The 20,646-nt window shown below is 45.3% G+C and carries 13 protein-coding genes; 2 read left to right on the top strand and 11 right to left on the bottom strand.

Annotation, left to right across the window (positions count from 1 at the left end):
- Positions 1–23: 23 nt before the first annotated feature.
- The 10 genes from ACKWCC_RS10385 to ACKWCC_RS10340 all read right to left on the bottom strand — a co-directional run bounded on the left by ACKWCC_RS10385 (position 24) and on the right by ACKWCC_RS10340 (position 16,036).
- Positions 24–359: a hypothetical protein gene (locus tag ACKWCC_RS10385; RefSeq protein ID WP_413995865.1), complete on the bottom strand. Its 336-nt coding sequence runs from the start codon at positions 357–359 to the stop codon at positions 24–26.
- Between the two features lie 21 nt (positions 360–380).
- Complete coding sequence (locus ACKWCC_RS10380) at positions 381–968, bottom strand: Pycsar system effector family protein (protein WP_413995864.1); 588 nt, start codon at positions 966–968, stop codon at positions 381–383.
- Between the two features lie 120 nt (positions 969–1,088).
- Positions 1,089–2,129, bottom strand: coding sequence for a response regulator (locus ACKWCC_RS10375; RefSeq protein WP_413995863.1), 1,041 nt, complete (start codon positions 2,127–2,129; stop codon positions 1,089–1,091).
- A complete protein-coding gene (locus ACKWCC_RS10370; RefSeq protein WP_413995862.1) occupies positions 2,129–2,503 on the bottom strand; it encodes a response regulator in 375 nt (124 codons plus the stop codon). Before ACKWCC_RS10370 ends, ACKWCC_RS10375 begins: the two co-directional genes overlap by 1 nt.
- A gap of 163 nt (positions 2,504–2,666) precedes the next feature.
- Positions 2,667–6,152 (bottom strand): ATP-binding protein, encoded by a 3,486-nt coding sequence (locus ACKWCC_RS10365; protein ID WP_413995861.1) that lies wholly within the window; start codon positions 6,150–6,152, stop codon positions 2,667–2,669.
- A gap of 198 nt (positions 6,153–6,350) precedes the next feature.
- On the bottom strand, positions 6,351–9,662 hold the full coding sequence (locus ACKWCC_RS10360; protein ID WP_413995860.1) for an ATP-binding protein: 3,312 nt from the start codon (positions 9,660–9,662) through the stop codon (positions 6,351–6,353).
- Positions 9,659–12,757 carry an ATP-binding protein gene (locus ACKWCC_RS10355; protein WP_413995859.1) on the bottom strand — a complete coding sequence of 1,033 codons (3,099 nt, stop codon included), beginning with the start codon at positions 12,755–12,757 and terminating at the stop codon, positions 9,659–9,661. The genes ACKWCC_RS10360 and ACKWCC_RS10355 overlap by 4 nt, the downstream gene beginning before the upstream one ends.
- A gap of 710 nt (positions 12,758–13,467) precedes the next feature.
- Positions 13,468–14,232, bottom strand: a complete 765-nt coding sequence (locus tag ACKWCC_RS10350) for a hypothetical protein (protein ID WP_413995858.1) — start codon at positions 14,230–14,232, stop codon at positions 13,468–13,470.
- A gap of 201 nt (positions 14,233–14,433) precedes the next feature.
- Positions 14,434–14,964 carry a nuclear transport factor 2 family protein gene (locus ACKWCC_RS10345; RefSeq protein ID WP_413995857.1) on the bottom strand — a complete coding sequence of 177 codons (531 nt, stop codon included), beginning with the start codon at positions 14,962–14,964 and terminating at the stop codon, positions 14,434–14,436.
- Between the two features lie 379 nt (positions 14,965–15,343).
- A complete protein-coding gene (locus ACKWCC_RS10340) occupies positions 15,344–16,036 on the bottom strand; it encodes a Type 1 glutamine amidotransferase-like domain-containing protein (protein ID WP_413995856.1) in 693 nt (230 codons plus the stop codon).
- Positions 16,037–16,465: 429 nt separating this feature from the next.
- Here ACKWCC_RS10340 and ACKWCC_RS10335 point away from each other — a divergent pair, with 429 nt between their 5' ends.
- Positions 16,466–18,349 carry a sensor histidine kinase gene (locus ACKWCC_RS10335; protein WP_413995855.1) on the top strand — a complete coding sequence of 628 codons (1,884 nt, stop codon included), beginning with the start codon at positions 16,466–16,468 and terminating at the stop codon, positions 18,347–18,349.
- Positions 18,349–19,074 carry a LytR/AlgR family response regulator transcription factor gene (locus ACKWCC_RS10330; protein WP_413995854.1) on the top strand — a complete coding sequence of 242 codons (726 nt, stop codon included), beginning with the start codon at positions 18,349–18,351 and terminating at the stop codon, positions 19,072–19,074. The genes ACKWCC_RS10335 and ACKWCC_RS10330 overlap by 1 nt, the downstream gene beginning before the upstream one ends.
- Positions 19,075–19,156: 82 nt before the next feature.
- Here ACKWCC_RS10330 and ACKWCC_RS10325 read toward each other — a convergent pair whose 3' ends face one another.
- Positions 19,157–20,473: a DEAD/DEAH box helicase gene (locus ACKWCC_RS10325; protein ID WP_413995853.1), complete on the bottom strand. Its 1,317-nt coding sequence runs from the start codon at positions 20,471–20,473 to the stop codon at positions 19,157–19,159.
- Positions 20,474–20,646: the final 173 nt, after the last annotated feature.

Genomic DNA, 20,646 nt, shown 5'->3' with positions numbered 1-20,646 from the left:
ATCTAAACTCCACTCCGCTACAATCAATAAATGATATTGTCCAAAATACGGTCCAAATTCCGTTCTAGCATAACATAATTGTCATCGGCAAAGTAAATGGTATCCATCTCCTTTCGGAGATCAATAAGTTCCATATGACTGTAGTTGAACCGCTGTACGGTCCTATTGATTTTTTCCAAGCGTTCCTCCTCGCTATCTGCACTAAACTCAGCATAGATTTTGCTAAAGGTAATGGCATCTGCCTTGCTTTTTATTAGGTTGAGTTCCTCTTCGCCTTCCACATCATCTGCATTTGCGCAGAGCAGCAAGATATAGGTGTGCAGTTCTTTTTTCTTCCAAGTAGTTTTTTTAGTTGCCATAGGTGTTTTTTTAAGATCGATTTAAATAACTACCAGCGCCGTATAATAGATGACAATTATTAACAGCGTTAAAAGTCCCAAGGCCAAAAAGCGTAAGGATAGGTTCACATATTTGAATTTCTTGGCGGCAATTTTAGAGATGATAAATATCTGCTGTCCCAATTGATCAAACAATTCTTCCTCTTTCAGACTGATGTTATAAAAGGTTTTGGAAAACTCTTTGATGTTGCCGAATTTTGAAATCACGTCACCGAAAAAGAAAATATTCTTATCGTACTTTCCTTCTATACGCGGCATAAAACAGCGAACACTAAAATAGATGGAGGTAACGATGCATATAAACCAAATGCCCAAAAGGACGTAGAGCAATAAATGGCCTGATCCGATCAGGAGCAAGGATTCAATTTGAGGCAAAATGAAATTTAATAGAATACCAAAAAAGGAAAGGATAAGTCCGGCTTTTACCTCGGAAGCCCGTATAAGACCCAATACATAGTTGATGCTGCCCCAATAATGGTCCACCAGTTCTTCTGCATGCCCTTTGGATTCCAATTGTGCAATAAGCTTTTCCTGTAAGCTTACAATGGTTTCATTTTCTGGTTTTTCCATAATGTGTGGATATTGTGATTCCTATTGTACGTGGGGTTTTATTAGATAATGGAGCTGTTAAGGCTATTGGGCTTGTCTCAAGGCATTTGATGTACCTAGGACATCTTAGCTACAATGATCTTATTCAACTACATTATAAATGGTAACCTCATGTTCTTTATTTTTCATTGCTACACTGCCCAAGCCCTTGCATTTGAAAGCTTCTTTTACTTTTTCATAACATCCTTCACAGATTATGATCTGGTTTTCTTTGGCAACATCCTGTAATCTAGCGGCTGTATTTACGGTATCGCCAATAACGGTATAGTCCAGTCTTCGCAAGGTGGCCGAGCCAATGTTACCCGAAATCATTTCTCCACTTTTTATACCTATGGATACTTTTGGTTTAAAACCTTCTTCACCCCTTACTTCTGGAAAGTGGTTCACTTGATAACGGATGGCCAAAGCGGCATCTATGGCACGATCTAGGTGGTATTCTCCCCTAAAAACGGCCATAACGGCATCACCGATGAATTTATCTATGATACCATCCTGCTCCATAATTTCTTTTACCATGGCATCGAAATAAGTATTTAGCATGCCCACAACCATATCCGGTGCCGTGGTTTCGCTTATTCTGGTAAAGCCACAGACATCTACGAACATGACCGTACCTTCTATGATTTCATTGGCCATGATCTTGGATTCGTATTCCTGCCCGCCCATAAAATTGAGAACGTTCTCATCCACGTACATTTTTAGGATATTGTTCTCTTTAATAGCTTTGAGCGTTCTTCTGATCTCGGAGGCATATTTCAAGGTTTTCTCCATGGTAATGGTCAGGTCCTCAAAATTTATCGGTTTGGTTATAAAATCGAAGGCACCACGGTTCATGGCTACGCGAATATTGTCCATATCACCGTAAGCGGAAACAATGACCGATTTAATCAGGGGTTTGGACTCATGAAGCCTGGAGAGCAGGGTAAGTCCGTCCATCTCCGGCATGTTGATGTCGCTAAGTACGATATCTACTTCAGGGTTGGCATCTAGCTTGTCCAGGGCATCTTGCCCGTTAATGGCGAACAAGAACTCATATTCGTTTTGCCGAATCTGTTTTCTGAATTTTTGTTTGATGAGCATTTCCAAATCCGTCTCATCATCCACTACCATTATTTTTGCCATTAGGTTAAGTCTTTAAGTTTGTTCTTAAGTTCGTTAAAATCCAAGGGTTTCGTCAAAAAATCATCGGCGCCCAATTGCTTGGAGGTATTCCTGTTTTCTTCGTCCCCATAAGCGGTAACCATCATCACAACGGGTGGAGGTGCCACATAGTTCTCTTTAATGTTCTTTAAAAGTTCCAGTCCGCTCATACCGGGCATGTTGATATCCGAGAGGATAAGCACGGCCTCTTGTTCCATATTTGCCATTTTCTGTAAGGCTTCCTCGCCGGAAAAGGCAAAGACAAAATCCAGTTCCTTTTTTCTGATTTCCCTTCTAAAGCGTTGCTGAAATAACACCTTTACATCTTGCTCGTCATCTACTACTAGTATTTTCATCTGTTGGTATTTTTCTATTTTTATATCACTTTTTTCTTTGGACTACCCACTCTACCCCTGTCATTGCGAGGCACGAAGCAATCTGTTAATCTTTCCTAGCAATTTCAACAGATTGCCACGTCGCAACAGCATTTTTTCTAACATCTAACATCTAACATCAAACTCAATACACTTCCGGTAAGGAAATGGTAAACGTAGTGCCCTCGCCTTGCTTGGTATCCAAGCGCAACCCGCCCCCGTGGGCCTTTATGATATCATAGCTCAGGGATAGCCCCAGTCCAGTACCTTCGCCCGATGGTTTAGTGGTAAAGAAAGGTTGGAATATTTTATCCCTCACCCGGTCCGGTACCCCATTTCCGTTATCTTGGATTGCCACTTCGACCGTATTTCCTATTCTTTTGGTACTTACCCTCACCGTGGGTTTGTACTCCGTATTTCCTTTGCCCTTCTCCTCTTTATCACGTTCCATACAGGCATGAAAAGCATTGGTGATCAGGTTTAGGATTACCCTACCTATGTCCTGCGGAACTATATTGATTTTACCAATGGTTTTGTCAAAGTCTGTTTTTAAGGTAGCGTTGAACGATTTGTCCTTTGCACGTAGACCGTGATAGGATAGGCGTAAATACTCATCTGCAATGGCGTTAATGTTGCTCGGTTCTTTTTCGCTACTGCTGGTTCTGCTGTGCTGTAACATTCCTTTTACAATGGCATCCGCACGCCTGCCATGGTGGTTTATTTTTTTCTGATTTTCCTTGATATCCTTAGAGATGGCCAAGACTTCCTTAAAGTCGCCCTTTTTTATTTCTTCCTCCATCTCATCGATTAGCTCGGTGTTTACCTCAGAAAAATTATTGACAAAGTTCAACGGGTTTTGAATCTCGTGGGCAATGCCAGCGGTGAGTTCTCCGAGTGATGCCATTTTTTCGGATTGAATCAATTGGGACTGGGTGGCCTTTAACTCATCTATTTTACTTTTTAACTGGGACGTTCTGTGGGTTACCCGCTCTTCCAGCAAGCGGTTTTCCTTTTGAAGCCAACGCGATCGGTAGGCTACAAAGGACCAAACGGCACCACCAAAAATAAAGGCGAATAGGAGGTAGGCCCACCAGGTTTGCCACCATGGCGGATTTATTGTAAAGTCGAAACTCGCTGGAATAGACCACTCCTTGTTAAACCCTCTTGCAGCTACCTTAAAGGTGTATTCACCCGGTTTTAGGTTGTAGTAATTTTTGGTTTTGGTATTGCTGCCGGCAAAGGTCCAATCTTCATCTTCCCCATCAAGAATAAAGCGATAGCTCAATTGATTTCTATTGAATAGGTCTCCACTGGCATAGCTAAAACTTAAACTGTTCTGGTCAAACGGGAGTACAAGCCCCTCCGCAAGACCGTAGGTTTGGGTTATGGAGTCCCATTGTATATTTTTTGTTTTGGCATAGGACGCAACATTGGCTTTTAAAGAATCCGAACTGCTAATTGAGCTAAAACCAGGATCTTCATCCATGACAAACATATTGGTAATAAAAACAGAACTTGTTAGGCTATCTGGTTTTGGAGCAGCATCTAGTACCATTAATCTGAATTCATTGGAAGGGCTTCCAACACCAGCCCAAAATTGCCCGTTCTTAAGAAATCTGGCGGAACCTTCGAGATAGTCCGTAGACTTAAACCCTAAACCTCCGTTAAAATTCAGGTATCCCTTCTTCGAGGTTTTGGCCGTTTTTCGTTCTATGGGTATCAAACCGTCAACACTGGCCGCATACATTAAAGTGTCTAACTCTATAAGGTCATAGGTTTCCGCAGGTATCAAACCATTTTCTTCCTTTATGTTGGTAAGTGTGTTCTCCTCCAGATTTAGAATTGCAATCCCGTTCAGGGTAGCTAACCATAACTCGCCCTCTTCGGAAAATGCGATTACGTTTGTACCGTTATCGCAGAGACCTTGTTCCTCCCTTAAATAACTAAGGGTATTGGTCTTCAAATTAATTTTAGCCAAACCATTTATTGTTGGTAACCATAGGATTTCCTTTTGGTCATAGTACATGATCGACTGATTTCCGCTCTTCAGGATTTCCGGATCGGTTTTTGTCGTAATTTTCTTTAGGTCGTTATTTTCGATATCATATATGAAAACACCTTTATCCGAACTTAGTATAAAAGTATGGTCGTTCATAAATTCTACATCCCATACTCTTATACCAGTAGCCTTATTGCTGGCATATTTTGTTAAAGTATTATTTTGCCGATCGAGTATGGAAAAGCCCCGAACCGCGTCAATAAAGAAGACATCCTCTTTAATTTCTTCTATCTGGAGAACGGTATTCTCAAAGGTACTGTGCAGCAGTTTGTGGTCTAAAGCCTTTATGGTGTTGTTCTTAGGGTTTACAATATTGATACCACCTATGGTACCCAGCCAAAGATTTCCTTTGGAGTCCTCTTCTGTTTCCCAGACCTGGTCATTGATCAAGCCTCGGGAAGTATCAAAATATTCCGTTTTTAGGGTAAAATCATTTGCGATCACAACGCCTTTGTCTATAGTGGCGATCCATAGCGATCCATCTTTTCGTTTTAAGGGTCTGGGTATTTTAAGGGAAGCTTGTAATGTGCTATTCAAGGGGATTGTTTTGTGCCTGATCCGGTTTTCACTCAAAATAAAGGCTTCTTTAGCTCCAAAAATCCATAGCTTGCCTTGGTTGTCTTCTACTATTTCTGTACCCAAACTAGTATAGCCGTTTTCGGCATTTAATACTTTTACGGTAGCCTCTTTTAAGGAGAGTCTCAACAGGGAAGATGAAGTTATATTGTTCTTTTGAGAAGGATCGGGTAAACTCAACCAGATAGCACCCGATTCAACTTCCGTAATATCGGTAACAACGGAATTCATTTCAATACCTGCTATCCGTGAAAGTGTTTTGAGTTCCCTTCTTTCTTTGTCCAGTACCTTGATACCATCTACAAAACCCAACCATAGGTTGTCATTGTTATCCTCCAAGAGCCGCCAAGGTTTATTACTACCTTCATTTGCTATTCTTTGGAGACTTTTCATTTCCGGGTCCATAGCGTAGAACCCTTCGTTAAGGGAAGCCATATAGAGTATGCCCGTATGGTCGCAAAGAATGTCGAAGGGTATAAAACTGTCGGTTTTGGTAATCGTATATGCTATATCGTTTTTAAAATCCAATACGGTTAAAACACGGGTTGCCGGACTTACCAACCAAAGCTTGCCTTGTTTGTCAAAGGTCATTTTATAGACGCCAGGATAGTCGTAAACAAAGGCGTTCTCACCATCATAATAGGTTAGGGGTGTGGTACTGTTGGCAGCCCCGATATAAACACCACCATCTTCCGTTTCTAAAAAAGAGGTAACGTCATTCGTTGGCAAGCCCTCATTTGTGGAGAGTTGCAAGAGGTTTACATCGGTACCGTCCATGATTCCCGGTGGCTTCATTTTGGTAATGGTTGGCTTCTTAATCGTGCTTTTAGTAATCGTAAAGGGAACCGAATCAAATTTTAAAGCCTCGGAAGGATAACTGTCCCACTCCAGATCGTACTCCTTCATGGGAGCCTTAAGCGGTTTAAAGGTGTTCAGCTCAAAGCGTTTGCTAGGCAGGGCATCCACATCTAGCGCATGGGTTACCGGTGTTGTCAAGCTATCCGAGGTAATGGTTTCCCACTCAAAGGGCTCTGGTTCCGTAAATACCAGGGGTATGGTCTCGGGCACCTTATAGTCGCCCACCGTGGTCTCTGTCTCGGATGTACTTGTTGTATGGCAAGCAAAAAGTAGTAGGCCGCTTATACAGGACCCGAGAATACGATAGGTCGTTGATCTTGATGTCTTCATTTTTACTCAGTTGGTGTTGGTGTCATTTGGTAATAGAATAATAAAGGTGGTGCCTTCATTTTCTTTGGTATCCACGGACAATTTCCCTTTGTGCCCCTTAGTGATAATGTCATAGCTCATACTCAGTCCCAAGCCGGTACCTTGCCCTGTGGGTTTGGTGGTAAAAAAGGGTTGGAATATTTTATCCAAAATTTGCTTGGGAATGCCCTTTCCGTTGTCTGCTATGGAAATTTGAATACCGGTTTTTGTTTTTTTGGTACTGACGGTAACTTTTGGCTTAAACGCCTTATCCATAGCGGCTTGCTTTCGTTCTTTACTGGCATAAAAAGCATTGGTGATCAGGTTTAAAATTACCCTGCCCAGATCTTGGGGAATCACTTTTACCCGGCCGATGGATGCATCAAAATCCGTTACCAGTTCCGCATTAAAGGATTTGTCCTTGGCACGCAGGCCGTGATAGGCCAAACGCAGGTATTCATCTGCCAAGGCATTGATATCGGTAGGTTCCTTTACGCCAGAACTACTTCTGGAATGCTGTAACATTCCCTTTACGATATTGTCGGCACGTTTACCGTGGTGGTTTATTTTTTCTAGGTTTTGTTTAATGTCCTTGGCTATGGCTTTGGCCTCTTCAATATCGCCCTTTTCCAATTCTTCGTTCATTTCATCAACAAGTTCGTTGCTCACCTCACTAAAGTTGTTGACAAAGTTCAACGGGTTTTGGATTTCGTGGGCAATGCCAGCGGTCAATTCCCCTAGGGATGCCATTTTCTCGGATTGTATGAGCTGGGATTGAGTGGCTTTAAGATTTTCATAGGCCTTTTCAATTTCTTTGGCCTGTGCCAATTCCTTCTCTTGGTTCCTGGCTTTTTCCTTGGCAAGTACACTTTTTGTCTGCATCTTAACCAAGCCATAAACTATGAAGCCTAAACCTAACAAATATAAAAGATAGGCCCACCACGTGGCATACCATGGTGGTAGTACCTCAAAAGCGTAAGCGATTTCTTCAGAGAGGATGCCGAAGGTGTTTTTGGCCTTGACCCGGAAGGTATAGGTACCAAAGGGAAGACTGGTGAATTCGCGGGAGGTTTTGCTGCCCCACTCGCCCCAATCTTCATCAAGCCCTTCTAAAAAGGTCTGGTACTGTATCCTATTTTCCTTGACGAAAAATGGCGATACGTAATTGAAGCTTATGTTATTATTGCTGTACAAAAGCTCTGGAGTAGCATCTCCATGGTATTGCGGCAAGGTCAGTAGGCTGTCAGCCGATTTCACGACGCGGAAATATAGGGTGTTAACATGATCGGTCTTGTATTCCATGTTCGGGTCCAATCGCAGCAACCCCTCATCGGTACCAAACCAAAAAACACCACTGGGTTCCGTATAGCCTGCACCCGTAAAGTTGGCAGTAATTAAATTAAAGGGATATTCCGATATGATATAGCTGCCGTCCGGTTGTAGTTTGGCCAATCGTTTTTCCCCTTTAAAAAGGAGCGTAACATCTCCAAATTGATTACCAATAAGCCCATTGAGGTCTAAATTGATATCGGCAATTTCGTCCGAAAAGCTGAAGATGGTATCCTTTTCAAAGGATTCTAATGCGTTATCAAAGTAAAAAAAGCCTTCAATGCCAGAAGTATATACTTGTCCTCTAATTATTCTCGCAGTTCCAGATAGCCCTTCAATACCATCTGCATCGGTGTATCCTTTAACTATGGCATTGGAAATATCTAGATTGCCGGAAGCCGTTTTTGGGATTTGAACCCTATACAAAACACCCGACTGCGTGCCTGCCCAGATTTCACCTGAACTGTTTTCAACCACCGAATAGACACTACGGGTTACCCCCGAAATAGGTCCGATAGATTGGTATGCATACGAACCAAACTGGTTGGGGGAACGTTTTAACACATGTAGGCCAGAGGCTCCACCTAAAAAAACATAGCCTGGATACTTTTTAGAGATGAGAAGGGCAACTGTTTGAAACGATTCCGTACCTTGAATGACACTGGCTTTATTTCCTTGAATTTTATAAAGTCCGGGCCCAGAGGATATGAGCTGATCAACATCCGCTTCCAAATCAAAAACTTGGGTGTTGGGAAGGTCCTGGACCTTTTTGATGATGCCATCCGCATGGTCTATGTAAAGTATGGAGGTAGAAGTGCCAATATACAGATCATCTCCATAGGCATTTAGAGAAAGTACGTTCCCAACTTCATATTCCTCGGAATCAAATCTAGTGACCGGGGAAAAAAGCTCAATTTTAGAAAGTCCGGCATTGGTGCCTACCCAAAGATTCTGCGTACGGTCTAGATAAAAAGCATAAACGCTTTGGTCCGGAATGGAGTTTTTGGTAGTAAATTGGGATAATGCCTTACCCTTTTGATCAATGATAAAAAAGCCACTTCCCAATACACTGATCGCATACGTATTGTCGGGTAAAGCCAGAGCTTTGTATAGACTTCTAGTTTGCATTAGGGAGTCAATTTCGGTTCTGAACGGTTTAAAGTCAGTTCCGTTAAAATGAAAAAGACCGCCCGCAATGGCCCCTACAAGAAACTCCCCGGGATTTTTATAGGGCAGGAGTACTTGTACCCGATCGTTTCCAAGAAACTTACTGCCGGGAATCAATTCCAAATGTTCATTTTTCTCCCAAAATAAACCAAGTTCGCTTTGGTGGGCATAAAAGGTATCGTTCAGGGAGAAGGAATACATAAATTTGGTGTCCGGTTTCCAGATACGAATTGATTTCTGTTTATCTTGCGCATCCGGGGAATAAATGAAAATCGCGTCTCGGGATTGGAAGTAGATTTTTCCCTTCACTTCCCTAATGGACCAGATATCATTAAATGGAATTTCTTCTGGTAAAAATTCAATTAAAGATGTAAGCAAAGAAGTACCTGAGGAATCCTTGGTAACGATTCCAAAATCGTTGATCGATCCGTAATAATACGTACCATTGGTAGCGAGGTAGGTTGCTCTAACATTGGTATTGTAATCCTGTTCCGGATTGGTAAGAATTTCCCAGTTAACCCCGTCAAACTTCTGTAAGCCGCTCGTGGTTCCTACGTAAATAAATCCCTCCCTGTCCTGGCCAACATTCCAAACTTGCTGGCCCGCGGGGTTGTCATCACCTATGACATAGTTCGTAAAGCTGGGAACGCCTTTACTTGCGTTGATTTGGGCGTTGGCGGCCGTACTAAAATGTAGTATTGAAAGCACGAAAATAAACATCCCCATTACGTTTAAGTTTACTTGGGAATTCGTATGCATGGCCATTTTTTGGTCTTTGGTGGTCAATGGATGTAATGATTTCATGTCTGAGGTGGCTTTATCGCGACAGCGTTAACGTTGTTCTGTATGGGTAGGTAAATGATAAATGCAGTACCTACCGCTTGGTTGGTCTCTACTTTTAGCTCCCCACAATGGCCCTTGGTCACAATATCATAACTCATACTCAGTCCTAAGCCGGTACCTTGCCCGGTGGGTTTGGTGGTAAAAAAGGGTTGGAAAATTTTGTCCACGATGGCCGCAGGAATCCCCTTCCCGTTATCTTTTACGCAGATTTCTATTTTGTCTTTTTGTTTTTTAGTGCTAACGGATACGGTAGGTTCAAAGGCCTTATCCTTAGATGCTTGCTTCCGTTCGTTACTAGCATAAAAGGCATTGGAAATCAAGTTTAGAATGACCCTGCCCATATCCTGGGGTATTACGTTTATCTTGCCAATGGTCTCATCATAATCAGTGACCAGAACTGCATTAAAGGATTTGTCCTTGGCACGCAGACCGTGATAGGCCAATCGTAAGTATTCATCCGCCAAGGCATTGATATCCGTGGGTTCTTTGGCGCCACTGCTAGTGCGGCTGTGTTGCAACATTCCTTTTACAATACCATCTGCACGCTTGCCGTGGTGGTTTATTTTTTCCAGGTTTTGGGAAATATCGGTTGCTATGGCCTTTACCTCTTCCAACTCGCCATTGGCCATTTCTTCCAGCATTTCCTCTAACAGCTCTTTACTGACTTCAGAGAAATTATTGACAAAGTTCAATGGGTTTTGGATTTCGTGGGCTATACCTGCCGTCAATTCTCCAAGAGAAGCCATTTTTTCCGATTGGATGAGCTGTTTTTGTGTTTGTTGCAGTTCGGACAGTGCTTCCTCTGCCCGCTGTTTTTGGGTTTTTAGCTTAATTAGATTTTGCTCGGCCAAAAGGGTCTGTTCCTCTGCTTTTTTAAGGTCTAAGAAACGGATGTAGGCTTGTTCAAAAACTTTAGCAAAACGGATCAGTATCTTGGCATCGCTTTCAGAAGGAACGGTGCCATTGAGCGAAGGAATAATAATGGCTGAATTTTTAGACCAAGCGGCAGATAGGTTATGACTGTCCGCTTGTAGTACAAACTGCTTATAATCTTCTGGCATCTGCCTATAATCACTATGGGCAAAGGCAAGTGCAAAAAATTCATTTTTGGCCGCTACGGGAAACGATTTTGAAAAATAAGCATCGCCCCTCATCTTGGAATCCCAGGCGTCGTTAAAAATGGGGGTATCAAAATAAGGTACACAATACCTTCCCGACGTTGAAAAATCATCAACCGAAATCCAATGCACAACATCTTTGTTATCTGGAAAATAGGTGCACAGAATTACACCACCTGCATTGAAAATTACCCCCAGTTCCTTTAAAGTTTTGGCCACCACGGCAACCACTTCTTGCAGTTCTTCGGGGTTGTGCATGGCCAAGGACCGTGAACGCACTTTTTCCAAGGCAGCTTCTATTTGCGCTTCCCTGGCTTGTGCTTCGGCTTTTTGTAAATCGAGAAAACGTGTATACGTTTGTTCGAAGACTTTGGCAAAGCGTTTAAAAATATCGTGCGCCTCTGGAACCGGGTTCAACGTAATAAATAACAAGTACCCTTGTTTAAAATAGGCAACATGGTCTATTTGATACTTCGGAAAGGAACCGCCTGCCTTTTTAATGGCCCGTAACGCCTCGCCGGCCTCTGGGAGTGTACATAAATAGTCATAATGTTCAATGCATTTTTTTCCTTTAAACTCTTCAATATGTAAAGTATTCTCCTCTTGTCCTAGGTTATAATATGTTAAGAAAATATTTTCCCTAGGTGTTTTATAAGGTGGTATAATACCTGCTTGCGAGCTAAACCATTCCGAAGAATCATTTTCACCATAGATGTTAAATGCACATCCCCAGGTTTCAATGCCCAAAGCCCTAACTTGGGCGTCCAGTAGTGCTGATGTTTCTTGCAATTCTGCACTATGTTGCATGGCCATAGTACGGCTTCGAATTCTTTCAATGGCCAATTCTATTTCAACTTCCCGTGACTGTTTTTCTACTTTTTGTAAATCTAAAAAACGTCTGTGCGCCAAGTCAAAGACGCTGGCAAAACGTTCTAAAATATGCAAGTCTTCAGTAGGCGGGTGGTACACCACGCCAGGCAAACTATAACCAATTTCACCATGACTTGTGCGAGCCATTATAAAAGTAAGGCCACCAATTTCCTCAATATCTTTTTGGGTTGGCGCATGTGGGTCGGCTTGCTGATAGTGCCCATACGTATTCATTTGCTCTAAATAGTCCCAAGCTTCTTTGGCATTTAGAGCCAATACAAATGTAGGGGCCCTACTTTTTTCCCAATTGGCCAAGGGGATAATCGTATCATGAACAAACTTTGGAACGGTAATTACCATGCCCACACGACTCCCATCATGAGAGGTCATGGACATGTTGTAGGATTCTTTTTCCCAGCTCATGTGCCAAAAATAATCTGCTTGATGTCCTAGGGATAAGAACTCTTTTCGCATTAGGACTACCACATCGAACAGGTTGGAAGATTTCTTCATAGCCGTTGCTTCTGTACGAATACGCTCTAATGCTCCTTCAACTTCCAGTTCACGATTCTTGGCTTCCAGTTCAAACGTTGTCCGTTTTATGGCCTTGCGTAGTTTTTGGTTTTCTAGGTGTACCTTGTCTAAACCAATGGTTTCTTCGGTATTCGAATTACCTGTTGTGGAAAAATGTTGATGGATAAAACACCAACCGGCTTTTTTTTCTTGTAATACGGATTTAAATCGAAACCTACGGAAATAGGTCCACGCGCTGCCCTGTAAGAACCAAGCATCAAAAACATGGGTGATAAGAACAAGATTGCCGAAAGCTTCTACGGTTTTTTTTTCATTTTTCAGCTGGTACTTTCCCGCAAACTGGCCTGCCGTGGCTTCCAAAAGGTTGGTGACTGCTTTTCTATCAAGAAATTCGTTGTTGTCGTAATCGCCTTTGAAGTGCTGGGCATCATTAAAACAGTGATGATCGGTGGCCACATCACCGCTGAAGTAGCTTGCGAGCCAAGAAGTGTAGGTGTCTAGGACTTTAGCCCTTTTGTTGTCTGTTAGTTCCATCCGTTATACCGTACAGCTTAGTACAAGCTGCTTGGCCCACCGCATTGCAAATAATGTATGGGTCGCTTATTGTTTAAATTAGTATAATGGGGAACAACGCTCAATAAGATGCGGCTTTGTTGCCATAAAACAAAGAGGCAATGCTCCATTTACACCGGGTTTTCGCGATTAATTTTAAAAGGGTCAGGTTTCTTGGTCCCAAAACGGTACAAAATAGTGCATTGCCACTAGGCAGGCGCCAATATGGTTCCCTTGCCATCTGGCCCATACTGTTAAATGGCCCACAAGGGGATAAAATTTGTGCAATGGTCACCGTTCATTCCATTTGTGTGTATACCAAAAAGGGTTGTAGGGCATTGTTTTTGTTCACTCAGTTTTTTCCCAGATCACTTTTTCTTGGGGCTTTGCGCTATAAGGTGTCATGTATCAATATCTCCTTGTAGGGTTCAGCTTTCTTTATGGTATACATTTTATAGGAAACACTGTCTTTTATGGTGCAACGGCGCCCTCAATGAACCGATGACCAAAAAAGCTGTATTGAAATGCAAGCTCAAAGCCCAGTGCAATTTTCCGTAAATGGGGCTTGCCCCTCCTTTTTTTTTAAAATCATTTTGGCCTTTGGTGCCTTGCTGCAAATGATAATTGCAAAACCTGAAAAGGAACCTTCAGGCTTTGCAATAAGCTGCACATAGCGGTTGGCTGTAATTGGTTCACTGGCGGTCCGTGGCCTTCACCAAGGCGCTGGTGCCGCTCAGGTCTTTTCTGAGTTCGCGCAGTTCCATTCTGTCGGAATTGGTTGTGGCCTCCATATCGTCCAACAGCATGGCATAGCTCCCATCCCCGTGCACCTCTTCAAACTCTCTTTTGAACGTGGGTTCCTTGCCCATCCAGGCCATGGAGTCAAAGAAACTTACAAAGGCAAAGTCCATATCGTCCGTATCGCTGACATCATTGGTGTAGATGCCATAAATCTCATCAGGTCTTTTTTCTTTGTAAACCTTTACCACTTTTTTCACCACCTTTTCCAAAAAGTCTGCCCGCTTGAACCGTTTTATGTTGAACAGGTACACGGCCAATTTGGAAATTTCAAAGTCCCTCGGGAAATGGGACAGTTCCGGATGGAATTTCATATAGTTAAGGTCCACTTCTGTTTCCAGATATGCGTTCACGTTCTGTTGGTTGTCATCGGTGTGCGCTTTGGAATTGGGCCTTCCGTCCAGGTCGCCCCAAGACAGGCTTCCCATGATCAGGGCGTACTTCCCCGTATTCTTCCCACTGATAATGCTGTACACCCGGGCCCCATAGGGACCCTCCGTATGGAATTTTTTATTGTGGGCCGCAATGGCCTTTTCAAATTCAATGATTTTGTTGGGCTGCACGGTAAGAAGAACGCTTTCAAAGATAAGGTCTTCTTGCGCCAGGATGGACAAGGTCCCTGCGGACAGCATGAAGCAGATAATCAGTGTTTTTTTCATTTTGTGATGTTTTTTTGGTTCATTTGGTTTTTTATAAAAAGGGTAGGCCGGCCATGACAAAATGGATTGGTTCCTTAAAAAAGAAGCTAATTCAAAAACCTTCTCGGTGTCATGAGTTCCCCCGAACGTGCACGGACCTACCCATCTTTTCTTTCTTGTGTTTTTTGCTATTGGCGATCGTTGCTGGTTGTGGTCGCTTGGTTATTTCGTGGGTTCCTGTATGGAATAACCCTGTGAGGTCATGATGTTCATCGTGTCATAATAGAAGTTTAAGCGCGCTATTTTGCCCTGATCTACCAGTGCGGCCAGGTGAAAGGGCACAGCCACTTCCTTCCCCGTCTCCTTGTTTCTAAGGGTGTTTACTCCCCAGGCCAACATCCATTCCCCCGCGTTCCAATTGTTGGTCACTTTTACGGGCAAATACAGCATGTTCCCCATGGTGTGGTCATAACTGCTGGTGCTATTGGTAAAATATTCGCGGTGTTGTCCCAAATTCAGGGAATCGGTGACGCTGCCGCCACCAAGGCCAAAAACAATGACATCATTCGTCAATTGCGCTCCCATCGCATTCACGTCCCCGTCGTGCAGGGCTTTTACGTATTGTTGCATGGTCTGCATCGCGGTTTTAGAATTGTTGAATTCCAAGGTCACCTCTGGTTCCTGTGCCCCGACCAGTGTGGGAAGCAGAAGAAGGACGGTTACGGAAAAAATGGTTTGTCTTATTGTTTTCATTTTGTTCTGTTTTTGGTTTTTTTAGATTAAGGGTATGCCCCATAAGGTTTGGAAAGCTTTCTGTTCTATAAAGGACGTGATTAGGTGGGGCATTTTTGGTCTGTTTTGGACGAAGGGGGTGTTTTTATGTCCCAAGCGGGGATATGGTTGATCGAGCGTTGTCCAAGGGCATGCAGGTGGACTGCGCGCTACCATTTGGCCGGTATGGTTTTGGTTGGGGGTACCTGTTTATGGAGCGGGGGAATGGTTTAAAGATATTCCAAAAAATTCAAGGGCCCTTTTGGGCCATTGTAGGCTGGCCAAAAATTTCTGAAATCACGGTTGGGTTCCACTGGGTTTGGTACGGGCCACAGCCGTTTAGAGGACCTGGGGAGCTGGTTCAGACCAGGATCCGATTGGGAATTCTGTCTTCCCGTACTTGGCCCTCTTTGAGGAACACATGATAGGCATGGCTTTCCTGGTCCAAGGCCAGGGAAGTGTGCACCATTCCGTTTATGAAATGGATGGCGCAATTATCGTCACAGGCATAACCATCAGTGAGTTTGCCCGTGCGGATGTTCTGGTGATAAAGGGGTCTTCTGGAAGGCTCCGAGTTGTAATGGGGGCAATGGCTCTTGTTCACAAAGGCCAATCCCTTGACAATGCTCAGCGCTCCGGGACGTGAGTCTGTGGTGCCCCCATTGAACCAGCAGAGCGATCCCGCACTCCCGCCGCCCATCACTACGCCATTTTCATAGGCCTTTTTCAGGGCGCTATCAATCCCATGGGCCTCCCAAATGGCCAGCATGTTCAGGGTGTTTCCGCCACCCACCACAATGGCATCCATCTGGCTTATGCGGTCCTCAAAACTTGTGGGGTGTTCATAGGAGTTGACCCAGACCCCAATAACGTGCGGCATCACGTCCAGGTGCTTGCAGGTCTCGTAAAATCTTATGATGTACCCTTTGTCGTCCCCACTGGCCGTGGGCAAAAAGCCAAGGTTGGGGCGCGGTTTTCCGGTGGCTTCGGCCATATACTTTAGAAAGGGTACCGTGTGCCTGCCGCTTCCGTAAATGAAAAGTTGTTGTTTCATCATCTAAAAATACGCCAATACAATGATCCTTGAAAATAGAAGCCTTTTGGTATTGTTCTGAAGGCGGGGTATCGGTTCCCCATACCGCTAACTTTCCCATCGTTAAGGGGCAAAAAAAGTGCAAGGCCATGCCGCCTTGGGGGTTTCTTGGGCCATAGCTTGGCTTGCCCTGAGCCAACCTCAAAAACCATCTTAGAGCCCCAAGCAGGCAAGCGGGGAGTACCAGGTTCTCCCGAGTCCGCCGAATTTTGCCCTCAGGCCACGGTATTTGTAGCTTTTGCCAAAAAGACGCCATAATGTTGTATCTTACCCATATAACTCATTTTCCCCCGGTGAGGAACAACCAAAAAAATGAGTATAACTGCGCCCAAGACTTTATGTCTTTGTCTTTTTGTTACCTTGTACCCGTCCATTTGTTTCACGCAAATTGTGGATTGGAACAGCCAGAACCCCTACAAAAAAGTCTTTGTTGACACGGATGACTTTGATGCTTCCTATTTGGATGAACTGGAAAAAAACCTGGAATGGATAAACGTGGATACCACCCGCTTCTCCATGCTCAATGACCTTGCCTATTACTGGCATACCCGAAATCTTACCAAGGCCATGCAGTTTACCGAGAAGGGCTTGCGGCTGGCCCTGAAAAAAAAGAACAGCCTTTGGGAGGGCAGGTTCCAGATCACCCAAGGGGCCGTTTTGCTCCGAATGGAAGCATTGGACAGTGCCCAGACCGTGCTGGCATTGGCCCAGGGAAAAGTACAGCCATCCGATCTTCCCTTATTATACACCCAAATGGGATACGTTTACGAACGTAGGGGACAGTTGGGCAAAGCGGCCGATTATGCGCTCAAGGCCCTGGAACTGGGCAAAGAGATGGATGATCTCAAGGCGATGGCCGTTGCCTACAGCGATTTGGCCAACCTCTTTTGGAAACAGTCCAAGTTTAAGGCCGGTCTGGAGTACGGCCTACGTTCCCTTGAACTTTTTGAACGGAGGGGCATTACCGATTTGGACCATGATTTTACCCTCTACGTGGTGGGGAACAACTACTTGGCCCTACGGCGTTATGAAGAGGCGCGGAGCTATTACGAACAAGCCGTGACCATTGGCGAACGTTACGGGTTTTACAACAACCTGAGCGACATTTACATCTCGCTGGTGGAGCTCCATGCCTTTTTGGGCGAATACGGGGAAGCTTCCCGCGCCGGTAAGAAGGCCGTTGCCTACGCCGAGCTTCTAGACAACGCCTTCATGCTCATGCGCTCCTTTTTGGCCGTGGGTAAAATGCACAACGCCCAAGAAAACTCCACCGAGGCCATAAAAAGTCTTGAAAAATGCATTGCAGTGGCCACGGAAAACTTTGGTGATGCCTACTTCTTGAGCGAAGCGTACAGGGAACTGGCAGAGGCCCATGCCCGTGCCCAGGCCTATGGGAAAGCCTATGTGGCCTTTTCCGAGTACGATACGTTAAAGCGCCAAGTCTTTACCGCAGAGGCCGATCAGCGCATCTCCAAATTGCGTACGGAATATGATCTGGTAAAAAAGGAAGGCACCATTCTTTTACAGGAAACCCAGATAAAAAAGCAACGGGCCCTGCAAAATTTGGGCACCGCCGTTACCGTACTGCTGTTGTTGCTCCTGGCCCTGGCCTACAAGGCCATTACCAACAACAAAAAGAAAAACAGGCTCTTGGAGAAGCAAAATGACGAAAAGGAATTTCTGCTCAAGGAAATACACCACCGGGTAAAGAACAACCTGGAAATTGTTTCCAGCCTGCTCTCCCTGCAAACGGCACAAATGGACGATCCCAATGTCTTGAACGCGATGGCACAGAGCCAGCACCGTGTTCAGAGCATGGGAATGATCCATCAAAAACTCTATATGGGCAAGAATCTGGCGGCCGTGGAAATGAAGGATTATTTTGAGGGTCTCTTGGAATACATTCTGCACTCCTTTGGAAAGCAGGAGCGTATTGGCGTGGACCTCCGCATGAAAGAGTTGGAACTGGATGTGGATAAGGCCATTCCCATTGGGCTCATTGTAAATGAACTGGTCACAAACTCCATGAAGTATGCCTTTCCCAATGATCGGCGGGGGGTTATTTTTTTGGCCCTGGAAAGGAAGGCAGACCTTCTGGTGCTCACGGTCAAGGACAATGGGGTGGGCATGGCGGGGACAGGTACGCTGCCCAGTACCGGTTTTGGCACCCGGCTGGTACGCTTGTTGGTGCGCCAATTGGATGGTAAACTGGAGTTGCGTTCCGATAGGGGCATGGCCTTTCATATTAAATTTCAATTATCAAAAGCGGCGTAATGGAGAAAGTGAGCATTCTCATTGTGGAAGACGATATGATCATAGGCGCAAACCTTTCCCTGCAGCTTACCCAGTTGGGCTATGAAGTAAAAGGCGTTGTGCCCAGGGGAGAGGAGGCCATAGTCCACGCCAAGGAAGATCCTCCCAACATGGTGCTTATGGATATTCAGCTTAAGGGAAACCTCAGTGGCGTGGAAACCGCACGGGCCATACAACAGCACGCCGATATCCCCATTGTGTACCTAACGGCAAACAGCGATGATGCCACTTTTGAGAAGGCGCGGGCCACCCGCCCCAAAGCGTTTTTGTCCAAGCCTTTTCACAAACTGGATCTGCAGCGTACCCTGGCCCTGGTGGTGGAAGGGCTAAACCAGGACGGTTCCCTGCAAAAATCCCCAGATGTTACCTTCTTGCCAGACCGCATATTCATTAGGTGCCACGGGAGAATGGTAAAGTTGATGCTGGACGATATCTTGTACCTGGAGGCAGACCGGAACTATTGCAAAGTGGTCTGTACGCAAAAGGAGTACCTTATGAGCAGTAGCCTAAAAACGATCGGCGAAAAACTGTCCAGCTCAAAATTTCTAAGGGTGCACCGGAGTTTTATGGTGAACATTTCCCGGTTGGATGCCGTGGCCGAAGACCATCTTGAGATAAACAGAAAGTGCATTCCCTTGAGCAAACCCAACAAGGAGCTGTTGATGCGGCATTTGCGAACCCTTTGATCTGCTGCCATTTGTTCCCTGAGCACGTCCGTTTTCGCTCCATTGCCCAAAGCGGCACCTGGTGGCGGGAAACCTTTCAGGCTCAACGGTCCGTTCGCGGGGACCTTCCGGCACTGTTTCTGCCCCTGGACTTGTTTCGGTTGTTCTGCCCACGGTAGTTGGCCTGGCCGCTCCTGTTTTTGTTACGGTTCCTGTTCCTGTTGGGATTGGCCCTGTTGCCCTGTTGCGGTCTTTGCGGTTCGGGGTCTTCACCATCATCGTCCCCATCCACGAACTGGTGCTCCGGCAAACGGGGCACGGCCTGCTTAATGAGTTTTTCAATGTCCCTGAGGTAGGGCCTCTCATCCTTGTCACAGAAAGAAATGGCAATGCCGCTGGCACTGGCCCTTCCTGTGCGCCCTATGCGGTGCACATAGGTCTCGGAGACATTGGGAAGGTCGTAGTTCACCACAAGGGAGAGCTCTTCCACGTCAATGCCGCGGGCCGCAATGTCCGTGGCGATCAGTACCCGAAGTTTGCCGTCCTTGAAATCGCCCAGGGCTTTTTGGCGTGCCGCCTGTGATTTATTGCCGTGTATGGCCGCGGAACCAATGCCGGCCTGGGCCAATTTTTTCACGATCTTGTTGGCCCCGTGCTTGGTGCGCGAGAACACCAGAACGGAATCATTGGGCCGCTCCTGCAAGAGGTGCGCCAAGAGTTTGGGCTTGTTCTTTTTGCTCACAAAATAAACGCCCTGTTCCACCTTTTCTGCCGTGGCCTGTTCCGGTTTTATGGTCACGCGCTCAAAATCGCCCAGCATTTTTCTGGAGAGGTCCACAATGTCCTTGGGCATGGTGGCCGAGAAGAAGAGCGATTGCCGTTTTGGCGGTAGCTTGGCAATGATTTTCTTTATGTCGTGTATAAAGCCCATGTCCAGCATCTGGTCGGCCTCGTCCAGCACCACGTATTCCAGGTCCCTAAAGGTAATGTAGCCCTGTCCCATCAGATCCAACAGCCGCCCGGGGGTGGCAATGAGGATATCCACGCCCCGTTCCAGGGCCTGGGTCTGCTTTCCTTGTTTCACCCCACCAAAAATAACCGTGTTCTTGAGGCCGGTATGCCTACCATAGGCCGTAAAGCTCACCCCGATCTGTATGGCCAGTTCCCGGGTGGGGGTCACCACCAAGGCCTTGATTTTGCGTTGTTTTTGGCGCAAGGAGATGCTCTCGTACAAATGGTGCAAAATTGGAATGCCAAAGGCCGCTGTTTTGCCCGTGCCCGTTTGGGCCACGCCCAAGAGGTCCTTGCCCCCCAACAAAATGGGAATGGCCTGTTCTTGAATGGGGGTGGGACGCGTATAGCCTTCTGTTTCCAAGGCCTTTAAAATGGGTTCGGCCAGGCCGAGTTCTTTGAATGTCATAGTATAAAATAAGCGGCGAAGGTACGGTTTATATAGTTATGGGCAATGTGTGGCGGCCCTTGCCTTTTCGATCGCTCTGGACCATGGCCAACACCCAAAAGGTTCTTTACCATATAAATAAGGTCTTACACAACATATTTCTGCACACCTTGGGATGGAGTGCTATTTTTGGG

Source organism: Maribacter aquimarinus (assembly GCF_047345505.1).
Taxonomy (GTDB): Bacteria; Bacteroidota; Bacteroidia; order Flavobacteriales; family Flavobacteriaceae; genus Maribacter.
This window is presented reverse-complemented; position numbering and strand designations above follow the sequence as displayed.

Coding starts and splice junctions, on each gene's coding strand:
- ACKWCC_RS10370 (WP_413995862.1), bottom strand. CDS start 2,503: ATGAAAATACTAGTAGTAGATGACGAGCAAGATGTAAAGGTGTTATTT.
- ACKWCC_RS10355 (WP_413995859.1), bottom strand. CDS start 12,757: ATGGAACTAACAGACAACAAAAGGGCTAAAGTCCTAGACACCTACACT.
- ACKWCC_RS10330 (WP_413995854.1), top strand. CDS start 18,349: ATGGAGAAAGTGAGCATTCTCATTGTGGAAGACGATATGATCATAGGC.
- ACKWCC_RS10380 (WP_413995864.1), bottom strand. CDS start 968: ATGGAAAAACCAGAAAATGAAACCATTGTAAGCTTACAGGAAAAGCTT.
- ACKWCC_RS10345 (WP_413995857.1), bottom strand. CDS start 14,964: ATGAAAACAATAAGACAAACCATTTTTTCCGTAACCGTCCTTCTTCTG.
- ACKWCC_RS10375 (WP_413995863.1), bottom strand. CDS start 2,129: ATGGCAAAAATAATGGTAGTGGATGATGAGACGGATTTGGAAATGCTC.
- ACKWCC_RS10350 (WP_413995858.1), bottom strand. CDS start 14,232: ATGAAAAAAACACTGATTATCTGCTTCATGCTGTCCGCAGGGACCTTG.
- ACKWCC_RS10340 (WP_413995856.1), bottom strand. CDS start 16,036: ATGAAACAACAACTTTTCATTTACGGAAGCGGCAGGCACACGGTACCC.
- ACKWCC_RS10385 (WP_413995865.1), bottom strand. CDS start 359: ATGGCAACTAAAAAAACTACTTGGAAGAAAAAAGAACTGCACACCTAT.
- ACKWCC_RS10325 (WP_413995853.1), bottom strand. CDS start 20,473: ATGACATTCAAAGAACTCGGCCTGGCCGAACCCATTTTAAAGGCCTTG.
- ACKWCC_RS10360 (WP_413995860.1), bottom strand. CDS start 9,662: ATGAAATCATTACATCCATTGACCACCAAAGACCAAAAAATGGCCATG.